14 protein-coding genes are annotated in these 20,096 nt (G+C 51.3%); 10 read left to right on the forward strand and 4 right to left on the reverse strand.

Going from position 1 to position 20,096, the window contains the following annotated elements; all coding sequences use genetic code 11:
* The first annotated feature begins 497 nt into the window (after positions 1-497).
* From ABYT30_RS04560 to ABYT30_RS04575, 4 genes are all read left to right on the forward strand, one after another.
* Complete coding sequence (locus ABYT30_RS04560) at positions 498-1,175, forward strand: cytochrome c (RefSeq protein ID WP_373079088.1); 678 nt, start codon at positions 498-500, stop codon at positions 1,173-1,175.
* Between the two features lie 15 nt (positions 1,176-1,190).
* A complete protein-coding gene (locus tag ABYT30_RS04565; RefSeq protein ID WP_373079086.1) occupies positions 1,191-2,327 on the forward strand; it encodes a cytochrome-c peroxidase in 1,137 nt (378 codons plus the stop codon).
* 40 nt (positions 2,328-2,367) lie between these two features.
* On the forward strand, positions 2,368-3,762 hold the full coding sequence (locus tag ABYT30_RS04570) for a parallel beta-helix domain-containing protein (RefSeq protein ID WP_373079083.1): 1,395 nt from the start codon (positions 2,368-2,370) through the stop codon (positions 3,760-3,762).
* 86 nt (positions 3,763-3,848) lie between these two features.
* Positions 3,849-6,110 (forward strand): TonB-dependent receptor, encoded by a 2,262-nt coding sequence (locus ABYT30_RS04575; protein WP_373079080.1) that lies wholly within the window; start codon positions 3,849-3,851, stop codon positions 6,108-6,110.
* A 40-nt stretch (positions 6,111-6,150) separates the two neighbouring features.
* Here ABYT30_RS04575 and ABYT30_RS04580 read toward each other — a convergent pair whose 3' ends face one another.
* Positions 6,151-8,727 (reverse strand): PAS domain S-box protein, encoded by a 2,577-nt coding sequence (locus ABYT30_RS04580; RefSeq protein WP_373079078.1) that lies wholly within the window; start codon positions 8,725-8,727, stop codon positions 6,151-6,153.
* A gap of 20 nt (positions 8,728-8,747) precedes the next feature.
* On the reverse strand, positions 8,748-9,344 hold the full coding sequence (locus ABYT30_RS04585; RefSeq protein WP_373079075.1) for a cysteine hydrolase family protein: 597 nt from the start codon (positions 9,342-9,344) through the stop codon (positions 8,748-8,750).
* 300 nt (positions 9,345-9,644) lie between these two features.
* Here ABYT30_RS04585 and ABYT30_RS04590 point away from each other — a divergent pair, with 300 nt between their 5' ends.
* From ABYT30_RS04590 to ABYT30_RS04600, 3 genes are read left to right on the forward strand one after another with little or no spacing between them, the layout of a single operon-like run.
* A complete protein-coding gene (locus tag ABYT30_RS04590) occupies positions 9,645-10,811 on the forward strand; it encodes a 1-acyl-sn-glycerol-3-phosphate acyltransferase (protein ID WP_373079072.1) in 1,167 nt (388 codons plus the stop codon).
* Entirely contained in the window at positions 10,812-12,935 is a 2,124-nt protein-coding gene (gene dinG / locus ABYT30_RS04595; protein ID WP_373079070.1) for an ATP-dependent DNA helicase DinG, read from the forward strand.
* Between the two features lie 6 nt (positions 12,936-12,941).
* Positions 12,942-13,268 carry a YqcC family protein gene (locus ABYT30_RS04600; protein ID WP_373095427.1) on the forward strand — a complete coding sequence of 109 codons (327 nt, stop codon included), beginning with the start codon at positions 12,942-12,944 and terminating at the stop codon, positions 13,266-13,268.
* Here the strand turns inward: ABYT30_RS04600 and ABYT30_RS04605 are convergent.
* Positions 13,265-13,882, reverse strand: a complete 618-nt coding sequence (locus ABYT30_RS04605; protein ID WP_373079065.1) for a response regulator transcription factor — start codon at positions 13,880-13,882, stop codon at positions 13,265-13,267. The genes ABYT30_RS04600 and ABYT30_RS04605 overlap by 4 nt on opposite strands.
* A 193-nt stretch (positions 13,883-14,075) precedes the next feature.
* Here ABYT30_RS04605 and ABYT30_RS04610 point away from each other — a divergent pair, with 193 nt between their 5' ends.
* Genes ABYT30_RS04610 through ABYT30_RS04620 form a run of 3 tightly spaced genes read left to right on the forward strand, consistent with a single transcriptional unit; the run spans position 14,076 to position 19,434 of the window.
* On the forward strand, positions 14,076-17,144 hold the full coding sequence (locus tag ABYT30_RS04610) for a cache domain-containing protein (protein ID WP_373095430.1): 3,069 nt from the start codon (positions 14,076-14,078) through the stop codon (positions 17,142-17,144).
* The gene (locus tag ABYT30_RS04615) at positions 17,134-18,648 is read left to right on the forward strand and encodes a response regulator (RefSeq protein ID WP_373080051.1); all 1,515 of its coding nucleotides are present in this window, start codon (positions 17,134-17,136) and stop codon (positions 18,646-18,648) included. The genes ABYT30_RS04610 and ABYT30_RS04615 overlap by 11 nt, the downstream gene beginning before the upstream one ends.
* A gap of 27 nt (positions 18,649-18,675) precedes the next feature.
* Positions 18,676-19,434 (forward strand): M48 family metallopeptidase, encoded by a 759-nt coding sequence (locus ABYT30_RS04620; RefSeq protein ID WP_373080053.1) that lies wholly within the window; start codon positions 18,676-18,678, stop codon positions 19,432-19,434.
* An 8-nt stretch (positions 19,435-19,442) separates the two neighbouring features.
* Here the strand turns inward: ABYT30_RS04620 and ABYT30_RS04625 are convergent.
* Positions 19,443-20,096, reverse strand: a 654-nt coding sequence (locus ABYT30_RS04625) for a TetR/AcrR family transcriptional regulator (protein WP_373095433.1), incomplete at its 5' end; no start/stop codon positions are given.

Below are 20,096 nucleotides of genomic sequence, written 5' to 3' on the forward strand. Positions count from 1 at the left end.
AAGTGACTTACTACGGGCGCCACAATGGTGCCCGTTTTTTTTGGTATAAGGGCCGGCTAGTCGGCACTTATTAGAAAAATAAAAATAGAGACTCGTTCCGCTCAGTTCAGGGATATCCGGAAATCTGCCTTACTTGGGTAAAGCTTTGGCAGTGACGCTCGCCCTAATGTAGGGCGCAGCAAGGTCGCTGTTGGCGTACATGGTCGGTGACTACGCAAGCCCCTAAGTCATTTTTGGTGCGTGCCGCTATTGCGACGAGTGCCAGCGTATTTCTACTGAACAGGGTGTTATTTGCTGCTTAATTGCCGCGAACGTACCTTATTTGGTGTATTGATTACAGTGTAAACATAGCTTAGTCTGAGCCAAATCAAACCTACTTTTGCTAGGTATTTGGCAAGCGATGTGTTGTTCCTGCATTTTGCGTATCTCAACTTCATTGCGCTGCCTATATAGGTGGGCTTAGGCATCTGCCGTATTCAGGGGTAAGGGAATCCAGTATGAAACTACCGATTTTGCTTCTTAGTTTAGCCATCGTGGCGTGCAGCAATGATCCTGCGCCAAATGCAAGCAGCGAGCAGGCTGCCAGCGCGGCGGTGGCGGCGCTTCAAAGTGGAGATGCTGCCTCCGGCAAGGATTTGTATGCGGCATGTTCTGCTTGTCATGGCGCCAGTGGCGAGGGTAATAAAGCACTCAACGCGCCATCGTTGAATAATCAGCAGAGCTGGTACTTGGAGCGACAGCTCCTCGGATTCCGTTCGGGCGTGCGCGGTAGTCACCCAGATGATGCCTTTGGTGCGCAAATGCAGGCAATTGCTAAAACCCTGCCTGATGAGGCCGCAGTAAAGTCCGTTGTGGCCTATATCGATGGCTTTAAAACAAAGCCCGCGGCGGCAACGCTGCAGGGCAATGTTAAACGCGGCGCAGATTACTACTCGAATCTTTGTGGTGCCTGCCACGGTCCTAATGCCGAGGGCAACGAAAAACTGCAGGCCCCCGCCTTGGCCGGAGTAGATGATTGGTATTTGGTGCAGCAGTTTGATCACTTTAGCAAAGGTATTCGCGGCAGTGATGAGTCTGATCGCTACGGTTATCAGATGTATATGATGGGTAAAACCTTGCCTGATGCCGAGGTGGCCAAGGACGTGGTTGTTTATATTCAGAGTCTGGCCGACTAAGTGGGGCTAGCGGTTATGCGCGCCATAGTAAGCGTTCTATTGTTGCTGCCGGTATTGAGTTTGGCCGCCACGGAGTGGCGTTTGAGCGAGGTGTGTCCGGCTGGATTTCGGCCTGAACAAGGCCGTTGCTATTTGCAGAGTCTTTATGGCGACTACGCTTCCTTGCAAGATTCGGGCGTTGGCGGTTTGAAGACAGGCCTACCGCCCCTGCGCGAGGGTTTTACACCCCAGCAAATTGATCTGGGTCGTCTTATGTTTTTTGACCCGCTTTTGTCGGGAGACGGCACGCTCGCCTGCTCATCGTGCCACCAGCCTAGCAAAGGATTTGCCGATGGTCGCGGCCTCAGTATTGGTATTAAAGGCCAATTAGCGCATCGTTCGGCGCCGAGTTTGTGGAATGTGGGCTTTTTGAAGCGCTTGTTTTGGGATGCGAGGGCTAGCTCTCTCGAAGAGCAAATGGAGGGCCCATTATATTCGCCGATTGAAATGGGAAATAGCCCTGCGCAGTTGCTTAACAGCCTTGGCGAAAACCCGACTTACCAAGCTTTATTCAAGCAGGCATTTGGCGAGGGCGCTATTAGTCTAGACCGCATTTATACCGCGCTTGCCGCATTTGAAGCATCGCTGGTGTCCCTGAATAGCCGCTATGACTTATATGCTAACGGTGTTCATGAGGTCTTAAGCAGCGACGAAATTGAAGGCATGAACGTATTTCGCTCCTTTGTCGCGCGCTGTGCTGAATGCCATACCCCGCCGGCGTTTACCAATCAGCAAGTTGCCATATTGGGCACCCCAGAACCGGATGGCCATGCGTTTGATAGCGGGGTGCAAGGGGTGACTGGCGATGCCTCACAACGTGGTGCATTTAAAGTGCCGACCTTGCGCAATATCGAGTTAACCGCGCCATATATGCATTCTGGGCGCTTTGAAACCCTGCGTGAAGCGGTGGCGTTTTATACCGGTGGGCGTGGTCATGCGGTGCCGGAGGGAGAAAATCTCTATTTGCACTGGCATATTTGGGAGCCCAATTTAACGGATCGCGAATTGGATATGTTAGTCGCGTTTTTGAAAACCCTGACTGACGAAAGCTTTATGCCGCAACTGCCCAGTGCAGTGCCTTCGGGCCTGCCGCCAGTGGTCGAGAAGCAATAGCAATGATGATATTTAAGCCTGGAAATAAAGGAGTGGAACAATGAAAAACCCGATTAGATTGGGGCTGCTGTGTCTGGGCTTGCTGTGCAGTATGCCAAGCCTGTGGGCGGCAGACATTCCCGTGAAAGACGGTGAGTCGATTCAGGATGCGGTGAATAAGGCTAACCCTGGCGACGTGGTATTGATCTATCCCGGCACCTATAAAGAAAGCGTCTATGTAGACAAGGACAATATTACCCTGCGGGGTGTTGTTCAAGAGGGTAAGTGGCCGGTCATGGAGGGCGAGGGCAAACGCAATGACGCGATTCTATACTCCGGCAATAATTTCACCGTGGAGTGGTTAACCATTACCCACTACAAGGGCAATGCGATAATGGGGCAGTCGGGTAATAACTTTACCATTCGCTATAACAAAGTTATCGACACTGGGGTCTACGGGATTTTCCCTCAGTTTGGTAAAAATGGCCTGATTGAATACAACGTCTTGAGCGGTATCGAAGACGCGGCAATCTACGTTGGCATGTGCGATAACGTCGATGTGCGTCACAACGAGGTGTTCGACAACGTCGCGGGTATCGAAATTGAAAATACCCGCCACGCCCTAGTCGAAAATAATTATGCTCACGACAACACCGCGGGTTTGCTTGTTTTCATTACCCCAGGTTTGCCGATTAAAACGACTTATGATGTCATTCTGCGCAACAATTTTGTGGTGAATAACAATACCCCAAACTTTGGTGCGCCGGGTTCAATTGTCTCTAAAGTGCCGCAAGGTCTCGGTATTGTGGTCATGGCTGCAGACGATGTAATCGTCGAAGGGAATATCGTGTCGGGCAATAAAACCGCCGGTATTGTGATTACCGACTTGGCGTTTATTACCGATATTTCCAGCGATCCAGAGTCAGAACCGAATCCAGATCGTTTGGTGTTTCTTGATAATTTAATGTTTGATAATGGCGCTGATCCGGTGGCTGAAGTTAAAGCCTTGATGCTGACTCAATTCAGTCGCACGGGGCCAGATATTTTGGCGACGCCGGGTTCAGCCCAAGAGGCGGACAACTGCATTATTAACCGCGAGCGCTATACCAGCTTTGGCGTTAAGAAATGGGCTGAGTGTGAGCGTAAGACTACAGCCGATGTACTGAGCTACCGCATTCCTGGCGGCGCGCCAAATGAGCCAGTGACCGCGACCAACCGCACTAAGCTTTTGTATCAGGGTATTTGTGCGGGTTGCCACGCCTACAATATGCGGATGATTGGACCGCCGACGCTGACGATTCAAGCCCTGTATCGCAATGACGCGCAGGGCATTGCCGACTATATTGCCGATCCGCATCAGGTGCGTCCTGACTACCCAGCTATGCCGTCTCAGGGCCATTTGTCGCCCGAGCTCAGAAAGGATGTGGCGGAATATATGTTAAAGGTCACCAAGTAAATTAGTTTTGCATGTGATTTCTTAAGGGTGTGAGCGCCGCGATGGTGCTCATCGGTATTGATAGCGAGAGAGGGCGGTTTATGACCATGAGTAGAAGTCGCATAGCCTGTGCAATCGGGCTGGCAGTACTGGGCGCATCAACGGCGCAAGCCGCTAAGAATCTGGCGCTAGAGGAAGTCGTGGTTACGGCCCAAAAGCGTGAACAGAGCGCGATGACGGTGCCGGTCACGGTTGATACCTTTACCAATCAAGATTTAGAAAACACCGGCGCACTGACCATGGAAGATATTCAGGCCTACATTCCCGGCTTGAAGGTTGGCGATGATGTCCGAGGTGGCGGCACGACCCAGTCATCTTTTATTATTCGCGGAATTAAAAGCTCTAATATTAGCACCGGTGGTGATCCTTCTGTCGCGACTTTCCTAGACGGCGTGTATTTGCCGCGGGCAGCGATTACCGTGCCGTTTTCCGATATGGAAAGGGTCGAGGTATTGAAAGGACCTCAAGGCACACTGTTTGGTCGAAATGCGGCGGCGGGGGTGGTGAACTTTATTCCCAATGCTCCGAGTCTTGAAGAGCGGGAAGGCTTTGTTACTGGCAAGTTGGGTAACTACGATTTGTTCCGCGTGGAGGGTATGAGCAATATTCCACTCACCGATAGCCTCGCCTTGCGAATGAATGTAATACATAACCAGCGTGGCGCCGTGCTCGACATGCTTGGCCCCGCTAAGCCCGATCCTGGCGAACAGAATAATCAATTTGCACGGATGGCGCTGCGCTGGGAAACCACCGACCGCCTAACTCTGCAAATGGCCTACGATATCGACCGAGTAGATAATGGCCCCCAAGCGCGCCTCAGTACCAGTGAGGAGTACGCGGCTTACCCCGATCCGACCGATCGCAAGCTGGAAACTGACGCGATAAATGGCGGTGAAACTCGCGATATGCAGGGTATCACCGGCAAGCTTTGGTACGACATTAACGATATCGCCACGATGAGTCTGATTGCCAGTTATCGCGCATTTGAAACCTATAATTTACAGGATGAAGATGCCACCGCAGACGAATCTGTCTATGTTGATACCAATAATATTGAAGACTCCGATATTGCTTATTTTGAAGCGCAATTTAACGTGGCGCTGGATTGGGTTGATGCGGTTTTTGGTGCTAATTACAGTAAAGAAGATACCTATCAGCAAACAGCGCTTACCTTTAGCTATGGCGCGGTGGTGGAGTTAGCCTCGGCCATGACTGGTGTCCCTGCAGGGGTATTGAATACCTTAGTCGGTGGTCCGATAGCGGGCAATTATGTCACTGAGAGAATGACCAACGAGGGGGATTTCGAAACCTACGGGGTATTCTCAGATCTCGACTTCACCATTAATGATTGGCTGAGTATTATTGCGGGCCTGCGCTACAGCAATGATAAAAAGGCCTTTACTTGGGACGCGCCATTGACCGACTTCCCGCTCTCGCAAGCCCAGGGTGAGAATTTCTTTTTTAATTCGGATGGTTTGGAGCGTGGTGCAGCTAGCTGGGATAAGATTACCGGCCGCATTGTTGCTAATGCGCAAGTTAGCGAAGGGGCTATGGTGTTTTTGAGTTACTCCACGGGCTATAAGTCCGGTGGTTACGACTCCTTAAATACAGGCTCCCGCGAAGTGCCGCTGGCACCAGAGGTGGTCAATAATATTGAAGTCGGTTTGAAGGGTGATTTACTGGAAGACAAAATACGCACTCAAATTGCCTTGTTTAAAATGGTTATCGATGATCGTCAAGAGTCGATTGAGTCGCAGGCCCCGGGTAGCAACGCCGCAATACCTACCGTTATTAACACTGATGAAGATATTCAGGGGATTGAGTTAACAGCAGATTGGCTGGTGAATGACAATTTGCGCTTTGGCTTGATTTACACTTACCGTGAGCAGGAATCCAGCCGCGAATCCTATTACGATGCTAATGGCGATTTTCAGGAGGCGAATCAGATCAACGCGACATCGCCGCAGGAGTATACAGTGACCATGGATTGGTCTCCGGAGTTTGATTACGGCCTGCTGTTACTCCATCTCGATTATATTTACGAGGAAAATATCGAGCCTTCAAATGAAGATCATCAAGATAAGTTCAATAGCGTGAATGGCTACGGCGATGATACCAGTTTGCTAAATGGCCGTTTGGCATGGACAACGCCTAGCGGAAGCTACGAGTTTGCACTTTGGGGTAAAAACTTGCTCGGCAACGAGCGGGTTTCGCAGCCCGGCGGTTTGACCGGTGGCGAGCTGGGTACATACCACGTGGGAATCATTGCACCATTGACCTACGGACTTGATTTGAAGTTTGTATTTTGAGCTTGGCGCAGCGCCTGCTATGAGTCGGGGTAAGCCGGCTTTAAGCAGTTAGCTGCGCGCTGGTTTTTTCCAGCAGCGCCAGCAGTAGCTCCCGGGTAAAAGGCTTAGGTAGCCAGTCATCAAAGCCGGCATCGCCGGCTTCTTTGCGAGCGTCGGTGGTGACATCAGCCGACGCGGCAACGATCATTGGGGTTGCGTCTTGTAAATTTAAACGAATGGCTTTCGCTGCGCTTAAGCCGTCCATGACTGGCATGTGAATATCCAAAAGAATTAAATCAAAACGGGTGTCGTGCGCAGCGTCGACGGCGAGTTGACCGTTGCCGACGATAGTGACGTGCTTATAGCCCAGCTGTTTAAGCATGGCATCAACCACCATTTGATTGGGGATTGAATCTTCGGCGATTAAAATGCGCAGTGATGACTCGCGGTGATGGGTGTGTGGCACTGATGGTCTAATTGATTGCTTATCGAGGGCCTGAAGTTTACGTAATAGCCGATTTGGCGTAAGCACTGCGTTGCTCTGAGGAGAGCGTAGGGTCAATATATTACCGGCATCAGTAATCAGGCTTAGACAGCTGTCGGCGCTTTCAGAATGCTCTGCATGATAGGGAAGTGCCATGCAGTGCGCTAGGGACTTGCTCACTTGTTGGCCGCGTTCATCGAGGTTTATCCCCCGCAGCGTGCTTTTACTGCTTGGTGGGGTGAATGCTACCGTGTTGAGGGGCAGCTGACAGCTAAAGGTTGTGCCCTTGCCCAGGGTGCTGTTGATGCTTATCTCGCCGCCCATTGCGCTGCAAATTTGCTGGCAAATCGCCAGGCCAAGGCCTGTACCGCCATAGCGTCGAGTTGTTGACGTGTCGGCTTGAATGAAGGCATTGAACAAACTGGCGATTCGGTCTTCAGGAATACCGATGCCAGTATCAATAATATCGAGGCTCAATGTACCGTAGTCGTTATTGATTGCCCTCCAGTCGAGAGCAATTGTGATGCCGCCCTGTGCGGTAAATTTCACGGCGTTGCCGAGCAAATTGATTAGCAGCTGCCGCATGCGATGGGGGTCGCCAATGACAACCGGTGGGACACTCGGTGTGCAGTACATGGTTAGATTGAGGTTCTTCTCTTCAACTCGCGCGGCAATGATATCGACCGCTTCCTCGCATAATTCACCAAGATTAAATTCAATTTTCTCAAGTTGAATATCGTCGGAATCTAGCTTGGATAAATCTAACACGTCATTCACGAGGGAAAGTAGCGCTTTGCCGCCGTTACACAGGGTGTCTAAATACCCGCGCTGCTCAGCAGTGAGATCGGTTTCCTGTAATACCGAGCCCATGCCGAGAATAGCATTGAGCGGGGTGCGGATTTCGTGTGACATATTCGCGACAAAGCGGGTTCGCGATTTGGATAACTCTTCAGCGTTTGCTTTAGACTGTAAAATAGCTTGGGTTTGCTGCCAGCGCTCGTCTACATCGAATAGGGCGCCAGTGAGGTGTTGAGTATGACCACTATTGGAATGGCCATTGCTGGAAAGTAGTAATTCTACTCGGCGCCAGTTCTGGTGGCGGTCGCGAAGCCGTAACTCTTGTCGATTCGGTGGTAATCCGGCACAGATATGGTCTCGAGTTTGCTTTAATAGTTCAATATCCTCTGGGTGAATAAAATCATGGAGGTTTTGCGGTGATTCACTGTTAAAAACCGAGCCCGTGAGCGCTTGCCACGCCGGGTTGGCAAAGTGGATTTGTAAGCCTGTGTCACAGTAGAAAATGGGCTCACTGACCGTGTTTAAAATATTCCGATAGTGTTGTTTGCTGTCGCGAAGGGCTTGCTCTGTTTGTTTGCGCTCGGTGATTTCCCGCTCTACGGCAATAAAATTGACCAGTTCACCGTCGTCGTTTAGCACTGGGGAGCAGTCTATTGCCAGCCAGTAGGGTGTGCCATTTTTATTAAAATTAAGAATTTCTACGTTGAATCCTTTACCTTGCGCTAGGCCCTCGCGCATTTGCGCAATCGCACTAGGGTCGGTGTCGGGGCCTTGTAAAAATGATCCGGGTGATTTGCCTCGAACCTCTTGGAGCTTGTAACCGGTGATGGTGGTGAAACTCTCATTTACCCACTCTATGCGACCCTTGGCATCGGAGATGATTACTAGATTGTCGGTTCGGCTGGCGACTAAGGCGAGCTTTCTTGCTTGTTCTCGGCTCTCCTCTAAGGCCCCCATCGCTAAGTGTAATTCCGTGACGTCGTAGAGCGAGCCGTACCAGGTATCGCCGCTACGGCGGGCCCGAAGACTAAAGGTTTTAATGTCGCCAAAGCGACTTGCAATACGCAATTCAGTAACGACTTGATCGCTGTCGTTAAAATTGTCGCTGAGTTCGTTGATATTGTCGCCATTGTCTACGAAGTCAATAAAGCGGCGACCTAGGCATTCCTCTACAGTCCACCCCGTTTTGCGGGTCCACGCGGAGTTAAGTAGGGTTAATGTTCCGCTGATATCACAGCGGAAAACGATTTCTTCAAGTAAATCAGTGAGGGTTTGGAATTCTCGATGCTTGGTGGCGAGCTCTTCAATCATGCGGTGTTGAAGTAAAAGCTCGCGCTCGCTATCAGTGGCGCTCATTTCCCGACCTCTAATTTTATTCATCCTCTCAAGATTGTAGATGAACTGCGGACTTCACCATATAGCGGAAACACGTTTTCACAGTAAAAGTCCTGCTCAAATATCGTTCGACTGGAGGTACAGTCCGATAGAATCGTCACTTTAAAGCCAAGGTCCGCGGCGTGGCGGCCAGTTGAGTCGATGCATATGGAGGTAACGGTTCCGGCTAGCACTAGATGCTCAATGCCCTTTTCGCGTAATAGCGCTTCTAAGTGCGTGTTGGAAAAGGCGTTCAAGCCCCGTTTGCCAGGTATTTCGGTGATGATGTCTTCGTAGGCCTTGAACTCCGGTATTGTTTGAGAACCAAATTGACCAGCCTTGAATGCACCTACGTCTTTGATGGTGCGGAGAATGCCGACGGGGTCATCGAGTTCGTTATAGCCGTCAGTAAACAGTATCGGCGTCGACACGATAAGGTCAAACACCTGTGATGCATCTTCCAGCAGCCCTAAGGTATTTTGCAGCACGCCACTGACTCGAGAAGATTCTTCTATGACTGAATGCAGAATACCGTCTTTGGCAAAGTAATCGTTTTGAAAACCAATAAGCAGTAATGCTGTGTTTGTTGGTGTTGGCATGGTCGACCCCTTAAAGTTAATGCTGGATATCGTAAAGGCGATGTTTCGCGACTTGCATATGTAAAAGCAACTTGCATTCCAGTTGGGGTTAAATTTCTAAATTGTTGATTTTTAGGTATTTATTTCTATTTTTCGAGTTGGTTACGGGCACTCGGCATTTACAGTTTTGCAATTTGCTTTTTAAAGTGCGTTGCTGGATGAGATGATTTGGCAAATTGCCAATTTGCGGCGGTGGGGAGATGACGCCTGAGGCTGAATCCTTTATTGTACGCCCCTTTATATTTGTGAGAGCACCGAGCAATGGATACCTTCGCTGAAATACGGCCCTACCACGACGACGAAGTGGCGCCGGTATTGGCAAAGCTATTGGTTGACCCCGAAATGCTCAATATTATCGCTAGCTTGCGTTTGCCACGTTTAAACAAGGCGGCGCCTTGGCTGGTTAGGCCGTTTTTGCGATGGTATTTAGCCCGCGAAACTAAAGGCGTCAGCAATGTCGCCGGCTTTCAGTGGGTCGTCAAAGGCTATATGGATGCCATGATCGAGGGCAGTACCACGAGCTTCCAGGTTTCTGGCCTAGAGCACCTTGATTCTAATCAGGCTTATTTATATATCAGTAATCACCGAGATATCGCGCTCGATCCCGCGTTTGTTAATTACGCGCTATACCATCATGAGCGGGATACCGTCCGAATCGCCATTGGCGATAATTTGCTCTCCAAGCCCTTTGCTGCCGATTTAATGCGTTTGAATAAGAGTTTTATTGTGCGTCGTTCGGCCCGTGGGCCTCGGCAGATGCTGGCGGCTTTTCGGCAGTTGGCGAGTTATATCCGCTTTTCGTTATTGGAAGAGCACAGTTCAATTTGGATTGCCCAGCGTGAAGGTCGCGCCAAAGACGGTAATGACGCCACCGAAGCGGCGGTTATTAAAATGATTGGTATGGCGCAGAATAAACCCGATGAAAGTTTTTCTGACTATGTGAACAAACTCAATATTGTGCCGGTTTCGATCTCTTATGAATGGGACCCGCTCGATGCTGCTAAGGCCCAAGAATTGGTCCATATCGCCCGCGATGGTGCTTACCAAAAAGCCGAGCATGAGGATTTAAAGAGCATAGCTGTCGGGATTGTTGGGGATAAGGGTAATGTCCATGTCGCCTTTGGCGCGCCGCTAAAGGGTGAATTTAGTGACGCCGCTGCAGTTGCGGCGACGCTGGATGAGATTATTATTGGTCAATATCGCCTTCATCCTAGCAATATTATCGCCTATCAGCGTATTTATCAGGACGACAATTGGCAGCGTCTTTCGCAAGTGCCGGAATTAAAGGAGGCTGATCATGCGGCCTTTGAAAAGCGGTTCGGCCAAATGCCCGTAGAGTATCGCGAAAAGGCGATGCAAATTTACGCGAATCCAGTGAAAAACCAATTGCGTAGCGCGGATCTGCGGATTGTTGAAGAGGCGGAATAGGTGCTCACCGATGAGCTAAAAAAGACTATTCAAGATGCCTACCGTCAGTTTCTTGATGTAAAGCAACTTAAGGCTCGTTACGGTCAGCGCTTAATGATCGCTCATATCGCGCGTACCTTGGGCGGGATTAAACGCAATCAAGAGCAGCAGCGCGGTGGCGGTGACCATCTCTGCGTCATTGAGGCGGGTACCGGTACCGGAAAAACTCTCGCCTATGCGCTGGCCGCCGTGCCCATTGCTAAAGCTTGTGATAAAACGCTGGTTATCTCCACGGCGACAGTGGCCCTGCAGGAACAAATTATCTATCGGGATTTACCCGATGTGCTCGTTAATAGTGGGCTGCACTTCTCAATTAGTTTGTCTAAGGGCCGCCGCCGCTATATTTGTTTATCGAAGCTTGATCAGCTGCTGTCCGGCGCCGATGCCAAAGTATTACCTCTGTATATAGACGAACACATGGCAGCGCCAGACGCTGAGAGCCTAGCGCTGTATACCGATTTTGCCAAGCAGATGGGCACAGGCAAGTGGGCCGGTGATCGCGATGATTGGAAGACGGTTATTGCCGACGACAAGTGGGCGCGGGTCACCACTGACCACGCCCAGTGCACTGGGCGGCGCTGTAGCCATGTGAAGCAATGCAGCTTCTTTAAAGCGCGGGAGTCCTTAACTCAGGCAGATGTAATTGTTGCCAATCACGATCTGGTGCTCGCCGACCTTGCGCTCGGTGGCGGCGCGATACTGCCGCCGCCGGAAGAATGTATTTACGTTTTTGACGAAGCCCACCATCTGCCAGACAAAGTGATTAATCACTTCAGCGCCAACTTCCGGCTGGCGGCCACCGAGCGCTGGATCGAGCAGATTGAACGGGCGCTCAGCGCCATGATTGCACTACCCGCTATGGATAATAGTATTCGCGGTGAGCTGGAGAGCTTGCTGAGCCAGCTAATCGCAGTGCGGCGAGGCCTTATACCTCTGAGGCCAGTGTTGGAAGAGTTGCTTGATGGTGCGCAGGAGCGACAGGGCGTGAAAAGCTTACGCTTTGCAGACGGCATTGTTCCGGCCGTGCTGACCGAGCACGCCAAAAGCTTATTAGCGGGTTTCAGCGAAGTGATTAAGCACGCTGAAAAAATTATCGATAGCCTGCAAGACGGCATGGACAACAATGAGCTGAGCGGGAATCGCGAAGCCAATGAGCAGTGGTTAACCACGGTGTCGATGGCGCGCTTTCGGGCCGAATCGGCTGCGGCCCTGTGGCGATCCTATGCCAGCGACGCGACCAAGGAAAAACCGCCCAATGCACGCTGGCTCGCGCTGGTAGAGACAGGCCAGGGGCTCTTTGATGTTGAGTTAAATGCCAGCCCTATTTTGGCGGCGAATGCGCTAAAGTCGGCATTGTGGTCGCGCTGCTACGGCGCGGTGTTGACCTCGGCTACATTGACCGCGCTAGGCAGCTTTGACCGCTTTAGTATGCGCGCAGGCCTAGATACCGACGCGAGCTTCGAAGTGGTGCCCAGCCCCTTTCGGCACGCCGAGGCGGCAGAGTTGTATATCCCCGCCATGGATTGCGATGCCGGTAATGCCGAGGCCCATACTGCAGCGATTATCGAGATGCTGCCGAGCTTATTGGATGAGGACGCGGGAAGCTTAGTGCTGTTCTCTTCTCGCAAGCAATTGCGCGCGGTGCGAGAAGGATTGTCGACCGATTGGCAGGGCCGTATTCTCGCGCAGGACGATTTACCTAAACACGAAATCCTCACCCGCCATCGCCAGTGTCTCGATGATGGCAAGGGCAGCGTGATCTTTGGTTTAGCGAGTTTTGCCGAGGGCGTCGATTTGCCCGGTAAATATTGCACGCATGTGGTGATCGCGAAAATTCCCTTCGCGGTGCCAGAAGACCCAGTTGAAGAGGCTTTGGCTGAATGGATAAGTCGCAACAAGGGGAATCCCTTTATGGATATTACGGTACCTGATGCCGCGGTGCGCTTAATTCAGGCCAGCGGCCGCTTATTGCGTAATGAGGCGGATGAAGGGCGGATCACTATTCTCGATCGGCGGATGGTAAGTCGTCATTACGGCCGTAAAATGCTGGCGTCAATGCCACCCTACCGACAAAACATCGAGTAGCTGGTGATGAGTCATTACCATGATGTGACGGCGGTGTTAATCGATATTGAGGCCTTCATGAGGCAGATTGGCTGCTGGGACCCAGTGGCGCCAGCGCCAGAGGCCCTGCGCAGCGAACAGCCTTTCTCAGTAGATACCTTGAATTTCGCTCAGTGGTTGCAGTTTGTATTTATCCCCAAAATGCATTTTTTAGTGGAGCAGAGGGTGGGGCTGCCTACGGCATGCGGTATTGCGCCGATGGCGGAGGAGTATTTCCGCGGTCAGCAGTTACCTGTAACTGGGCTGCTGACCGTATTGAAGGAGATGGATCGCTTGCTCGGTGGCAAGGCTTAATTATTATTCTCTTCAGCCGCCATTACCATGCGCACAAGGTGTGCAAGTGAGCGTACGCCCATTTTTTCCATTACCCGGGCGCGGTGAATCTCTACTGTACGCTGACTGATATCGAGATCGTAGGCGATGACTTTATTTGCCTTGCCCTCGATCATCAACTCCATAACCTGGGTTTCGCGGGGGGTTAAATCGCTCAACTTGGCGCGGATTTTGTGTTTTTCCTCAAGATCGGCGCGATTTTCAATGTCGGCGGTAATCGCCTGCTGAATCTTGCCGAGCAGCTCTTCTTCGCGGTAGGGCTTCTGCACAAAATCGACTGCGCCGCGCTGCATTGCATCGACGGCCATGGGTACATCACCATGGCCCGTAACGAAAATAATGGGCAATATCGAGTTGCGAGTATTGAGCTGGCGCTGTAACTCCATGCCATTCATACCCGGCATGCGTATATCCAGCACCATACAGCCGGCCATTTCATCACTGTAATCTTCTAGAAATGCGTCGGCTCGAGAATAGCTGGCCACCTTGTGACCGACCGATTCCAGCACCATTTGTAGTGAATCTCTTACCGCGTCATCATCTTCAACGAGGTACACCGTGGCTTCTACTGTCATTATTACGTCCTTGCGGTTACCGTTTTATCGTATGCTTAGGCTACCATGAAATCCTAAGCTATTGGTGGGCTTAATTAATGTATTCATGTTTTCGGTGAATGATACTGGCGATCAGCCCTAAGACTGGATAAGCTTTCGCCTCATTACCTCGCAAGGCAAACTCGCGCTTGCTATACAACAACAAGGGTTGCGCATGCGAACTAAGCGCAGTTTAGTACAGATATATCTCCTTAGCCTAGTCGCATTGTCAGCGATTCCTTTGGCGATACTCGGCTATATCTGGATCGCGAAGGAATACGAGCGCTACACCTTACAAAGTGTGGCGTGGCGGGATACCTATATAGAGTCTCGTCGCGAGCTTTTGCGCCGGGAAGTTGATAAGGCCATGGAGTATCTCGAGTTTAAGCGTACCCAGCTTAATCGGCAGCTCTACAACGACTTACGGCAACAGGTGGCCGTGGGGCTGTCCTTGATCGAAACCACCCGCAAAGAATTTGTCGGCGAAAGTCGTGCACAGCAGCTCACTCGGCTACGGACAACTATGAGTTCGCTGAGCTTTCTCGATAACAAGGGCTTTTTCTTCTTGTTTGACGGCACTGGCAAGCCACTGCTGGCGCCAATGTATCCTCGCGGCAATCAGCGAATATCAGACCGCGATGCACTAAGCGCATTTTCCAGCCAGATTCGCGACTCGATTAAAGAAAAAAACTACGATTTTTTAGAGTACCGCTTTACCGACACTAAAAACCGGGCGACCGAGCGGAATTTTAGCTTCGTATACTACTATAAGCCCCTCGATCTCTATATGGGTGCGAGTGTCTACTTGCGCGACGAAGTGGGGCGGCTAAAACGTGAGGTGGTTGAGCGCATTGCGGCGGTGCCGATCGACCCAGATAACTCGATTATGTTCGTGGTCGACAGTGACGGTCGCCAGTTGGTCAATGCTTACGATCCTGCCAGTGTCGGCGCTTTAATGCCGAACATAGTGCAAAAAAGTACCCAAGTCAGTGGCGGCGAAAATAGCTTATTTACCGAATTGAATTGGCTTGATCAAAATGGCGAAAACAAACCGGTTATTTCCTATATTCGGCGCTTTGAGCCCTGGGGCTGGACCTTGGGGTCCGGGGTGTTTCTCGATGAGCTGAATGTTAAGTTGGCGGAAGAGCACGCTGCACTGCAGCTCCGGGTGCGTGAGCACGTGCGCTTCATTGTTATTATTGCATTTGCACTGATGGTGTTCTCGACTTTAACCGCGCGCTGGTTGGCGCGCCGGAGTGAGTCGGGCTTTACGATTTTCCAGCAATTCTTTGCCGATGCGAGTAAGCGTTCGACCGCGATTGACGTCAATCGTCTGCCTTTTGCCGAATTTCAAAAGCTGGCAGAAGAAGCTAATTTTATGGTGGAAAAGCGCACTCAAACCGAGCGCGCTTTAAAGCTCAGCGAGCGCCGTTTTCAACTAGCGCTTGATGCAGCGCAAAACCACCTTTGGGATTTAGACTTACAGACTGGCTTGGTGACAGTTGGCGAGAGCTTTTTCCGTATGCTTGGCTACGATGTGCCAGCCAAGCCATACCCAGTGGGCGCCTTTAAAAATATTGCCAACGAAGATGATATGCAAATTATCGCCTCCGCGGTGGACAGCTGGCTGGGCTTGGCGACTGGCAATAGCGTTGAATTTCGAGTGAAAGATCGCGCGGGCAATGACCACTGGATATACAGCCGTGGCGATGTGGTGGAAAACGACGCGAGCGACAAACCTATCCGCGCCATGGGCATTATGACCGATGTCACCGACCGCAAGCGCATTGAGCAGGAACTGGTCAATGCGCGTATTGCCGCAGAGGACGCTTTGCACGCGAAGAGTCAGTTTTTGTCGAGCGTTAGTCATGAGTTGCGCACACCGTTAAATGGAGTTTTGGGTTATGCGCAATTGCTACAGCGCGACGCCGGTGTGCCCAGCGGCAGTCAAGAATATTTGCGGGCGATAGAGAGTTGCGGCAAACATTTGTTGACATTGATTAACGATGTGTTGGATCTCGCTAAAATCGAAAGTGGCAATATCGACATTGTTTATCGAGCGAATGACCTGAGTGAAATCGTATCGAGCGTCAGCGATATTGTGGGGCATCGCGCCAAGTCTAAGGGCTTGGAGTTCATTGTGAATGTCGCCCCCGACGTGCCCCAGCAGGTCCAGGCTGATGAGGTTAAGCTGCGTCAGGTCCTGGTTAATCTTCTCGATAATGCCGTTAAATTTACCGCTAAGGGCACGGTCGAGCTAAAACTTAATGTTGATGCTGAGCGTAGCCAGCTGCTGTTCTCTGTGCGCGACAGCGGCATGGGTATACCGGATGAAAAACTACGGGATGTGTTTGAACCCTTCCGGCAAGTGAACCCGCAAGATGGTAAAGGTACGGGCTTGGGTTTGGCTATTTGTCGCCGCCTCGTAGAGGCGATGGGTGGCAGCTTAAATTTGAGTAGTGAGTACGGACGGGGTAGCTGTTTCTATTTTGATATACCACTGCTCGCGGTAACTGACCTCGTTAGCGCTGACGATTTGGTGGATGCCGCTGAGACGCCGGTACCGGATCTGTTGATGAAGGTGGCTAAGAATCCGGCGATTATTGTCGCAGACGATGTCGCGGTGAACCGCCATGTTTTACTGGGTATGTTGGAAGATGTCAGCGACGATATTCGTGAGGCAGCAAATGGCCTCGAGGTGATCGAACACTTAAAGGAGCGCAGTGCTCGATTGGTGTTAATGGATCTGCGGATGCCGGAAATGGACGGCATGGAGGCAACGCGGATTATTAAACAAGAGCTTAGAATGACCGATGTGGCCATTATTATGGCGTCGGCAACCACCGATGAAGACATGATGGCTGAGGCTGTTGAAGTGGGCTGCGATGGTTTCTTGCCCAAGCCTATAGGCATGGACGATTTAATGAAAGTCATCGCTAGCACCTGTGGCGGTGACGAGCTTGCCGAAGAGCCGGCTCCTGCTGAGGTGATTGCCGCCCCGGTAGCAAGCCAGCGTTCTAGTGTGGTTTTGCCGTCAGATCGAGATTTGCAGGAACTGCTCATGGCGGTGGATTTGGGGGATGTGACGGGAACGCGGGAATTGCTAGGGCATCTGCGGCGCACTAAACCAGAATGCAGTGGTTTTGTCGAAGAAGCCGAAGAGTTTTTAAATGAATTTGATTTCGATAATTTGGCGCGTTTGCTTCGCCAAGCATCTGGCGAGGCAAGTCTGAATGACGCGTGAGCTGAGCGGTGAGCAAATTCTGTTAGTCGATGATAATCCGACGAACTTACAGGTATTATTTAAAACCTTAGAGGGTAGCGGATACCGCCTGCTGGCGGCGAGAGATGGCGAGTCAGCACTGTATACTGCCAAACGCGCGCACCCGGCCTTGATCTTGTTAGATGTGATGATGCCAGGCATGGATGGATTTGAAGTCTGTGAGCGCCTCAAGGCTGATCCCGATACCGCTGATATAGCCATTATCTTTTTGTCAGCACTGACCGATAGCCAGTCTAAGGTTCATGGTTTGGCCATTGGTGGCGTAGACTATATCGCCAAACCCTTTCAGACCGATGAAGTTTTAGCGCGGGTTCGCACTCACGTTAAAATTCAGCGCCTAGAGCGCGCGCTAGCCCGACGCAACAGCGAGCTTGAAGACGAAAACCAACGAATTTTGAATGCCGTTGAAGAGGGTATTTTTGGCTTGGATGTTCAGGGCCGTGTGACCTCTATGAATGCGCGCGCGGCAGCGCTAACGGGGTGTGGGGTTGCTGATACGGTAGGTGAATTGTTTGCGCAGCTAAAGCTCTTTCCAGACGATGTGGGCTTGAATCAGGCTTTAACCCTGCTTTGTGAGGGTGGCGTGAGTTTGCGTAAAGAGAGCGCAAAATTAACCTCGCGCAGTGGCGATATTGTCTCTGTCGCCCTCAGCGGTTCGCCGCGTAATGAAGGTGGGGCAGTGCTGGTATTACGTGATATCAGTGAGTGGCTGGCCAGTCAGGCTGCGCTGGACTCGGCGCGCGGTGAATTAGATAGTCAGCGCCAACATCTCGCTCATATTGAGCGCCTGAGTACCGGCGGTGAGATGGCGGCGGGTATTGCCCACGAAGTGAATCAACCGCTGACGGCGGTAACAAATTATGCGCGGGTCGCGCAGCGGCTAATAGCGGATATTCCCGAAGACAAGCGGGAAAAAATGAACGATGTGCTGGGCAAAATTGCGATTCAAGCTGAGCGGGCTGCGGCCGTTATTCAGCGTATGCGCAGCTATGTTAAGAAGCCGACAGGTGGTCGTGAAGTCTTGGCGCTGAACGATGTTTTGGCGGATGTGTTGGCGCTGGCTGAAGTTGACTCCCGAGTGAACGCAATCCCCGTGGTTTTACATGGCGCGGAAAATTTGCCCAATATTGATGTCGATGAGGTGCAGCTACAGCAGGTGGCTTTAAACTTGATTCGCAATGCCATGGAATCCACCGCCAATGCCGGTAATGAGAATCCCGTTGAAGTGACCACTTATATGCACGAAGGCATGGTGTGTTTTAGCGTTAAAGATCGCGGCGCCGGATTGGCGCCGGAAATCGAAGCGCAACTCTTTAGCCCTTTTGTCACGTCTAAAGAGGGTGGTATGGGTATTGGCTTGTCGGTTTGTCAGTCTATTATGCAAGCCCACGGTGGTGATATACGCCATGAGCACAATCCCGATGGCGGTGCAATTTTCCGCTGTGAATTTCCAGCCCTCCAGTGAGGCCAAATTTTTGCAAGCGATCTTAAAGTGAGTTCTTTGAGTCGGGATTTATTGCGGCGGCCCAGTGAGGAGCGCAGTCAGCGCACGGTCAATATTGGCGGTGAAACGCTAAATGTCACCTTAATTCGCAGTCGGCGTCGGCGCCGGAAAATGAGCTTGCAGCTTGATAGCGAGGGCGGCTTGGTAGTGCGCGTGCCCTTTGCCGCGCGGCGGCTAGAAATAGATGGTTTGATATTCCGAAATAGCGACTGGGTTGTGGCGCGGCGTCGCGAGCTACGGCAGCAGCCGCGCCACACGGGATTTCGCTTTGTTGATGGTGAATCTCATTTATTTATGGGCCAAGGCTATGCTTTGCGCAGCGGCGCCGATAGTCCCGAGAAAGTGAGCCTCAGCGATGATGAGCTGCGGGTTCAAGCTGAATCAAGTGATGCTATTAGACGGTTATTGCAAAAGTGGTACTGCCAGCAAGCGCAGCGTTATTTTCAGCAGCGACTTAGCTATTTCGCCACCCAATTGCCCTGGGTAGAAACTGTGCCGGAATTGCGCTTAAGGCGCATGCGCTCACGCTGGGGGAGTTGCTCAAGTACGGGGCGGCTATGTCTGAATACCCATTTAATTAAAGCGAGTGCAGCCTGCATTGACTATGTGATTGTGCATGAGCTTTGTCATTTACGGGAATTTAATCACAGCCCGCAGTTTTACGCTTTAATGGATGTGGCTATGCCCAGCTGGCGGGAGCATAAGGCTGAGCTGGAAACCTGCGGTGCCATGCTTATTCAGGAATAAACATTGTGTTACCGGTTTTTTGTTTGTTCTGTGTAATTTGCGGTGGCGACAAATAAAAATAAGCTACTGCTAATGACCGCGTTGACACTGTCTTTATAGCCGGTCAGCGCCCAGCGCCGAGCAATTTGAATGACTGCGCCAACAAGGCCTGCATAGATAATATCTTGATCGGGCATCTCAACAATATCGGCCAAACCCAGCGAGCTGGCGAGAGAGCGAATTAACACCGCAAACTCTTCCATTGCCTCATAGTAGAGCCTGTCAATGGTGTCGCTGACGCCGAGAATTTCAAACAATAATAAACGGGCCACCGCTGGGTTTTGATGCAATGTATCAAAAAAAGCGTGTAGGCCTGCTTGGGCGAAGGCTTGGCTATTGCGTTCAGCGTGGTTAAACGCGGCTAGCATGGTTTTTTTTAAGTAGTTCGTTTGCGCTTGGTAAACCTCCGCTAAGAGCGCTTCTTTATTGGCAAAAGACTCGTAGAAGTAGCGCTCGGTGAGTCCTGCTGCCGCGCAAATACTGCGCACACTACAGGCTTGGTAGCCTACTTCACCAATCGTAGAGAGACCGGCGTCTAGGAGCTGTTGACGGCGTTCCGCGCGGCGTTGGTCGCCACTGGCACCACGGTAGCGGCGGGGTTTAGGTGTGCTCTTAGTCATGAA

The sequence above is a fragment of the Zhongshania sp. genome (assembly GCF_041623545.1).
Lineage (GTDB): Bacteria > Pseudomonadota > Gammaproteobacteria > Pseudomonadales > Spongiibacteraceae > Spongiibacter.

Excerpts from the sequence above, each read along its gene's own strand:
- ABYT30_RS04600 (WP_373095427.1), top strand. The coding sequence starts at position 12,942 with ATGAGTCATTACCATGATGTGACGGCGGTGTTAATCGATATTGAGGCC.
- ABYT30_RS04570 (WP_373079083.1), top strand. The coding sequence starts at position 2,368 with ATGAAAAACCCGATTAGATTGGGGCTGCTGTGTCTGGGCTTGCTGTGC.
- ABYT30_RS04575 (WP_373079080.1), top strand. The coding sequence starts at position 3,849 with ATGAGTAGAAGTCGCATAGCCTGTGCAATCGGGCTGGCAGTACTGGGC.
- ABYT30_RS04605 (WP_373079065.1), bottom strand. The coding sequence starts at position 13,882 with ATGACAGTAGAAGCCACGGTGTACCTCGTTGAAGATGATGACGCGGTA.
- ABYT30_RS04580 (WP_373079078.1), bottom strand. The coding sequence starts at position 8,727 with ATGAGCGCCACTGATAGCGAGCGCGAGCTTTTACTTCAACACCGCATG.
- ABYT30_RS04610 (WP_373095430.1), top strand. The coding sequence starts at position 14,076 with ATGCGAACTAAGCGCAGTTTAGTACAGATATATCTCCTTAGCCTAGTC.
- ABYT30_RS04590 (WP_373079072.1), top strand. The coding sequence starts at position 9,645 with ATGGATACCTTCGCTGAAATACGGCCCTACCACGACGACGAAGTGGCG.
- ABYT30_RS04615 (WP_373080051.1), top strand. The coding sequence starts at position 17,134 with ATGACGCGTGAGCTGAGCGGTGAGCAAATTCTGTTAGTCGATGATAAT.
- ABYT30_RS04585 (WP_373079075.1), bottom strand. The coding sequence starts at position 9,344 with ATGCCAACACCAACAAACACAGCATTACTGCTTATTGGTTTTCAAAAC.
- ABYT30_RS04560 (WP_373079088.1), top strand. The coding sequence starts at position 498 with ATGAAACTACCGATTTTGCTTCTTAGTTTAGCCATCGTGGCGTGCAGC.
- ABYT30_RS04565 (WP_373079086.1), top strand. The coding sequence starts at position 1,191 with ATGCGCGCCATAGTAAGCGTTCTATTGTTGCTGCCGGTATTGAGTTTG.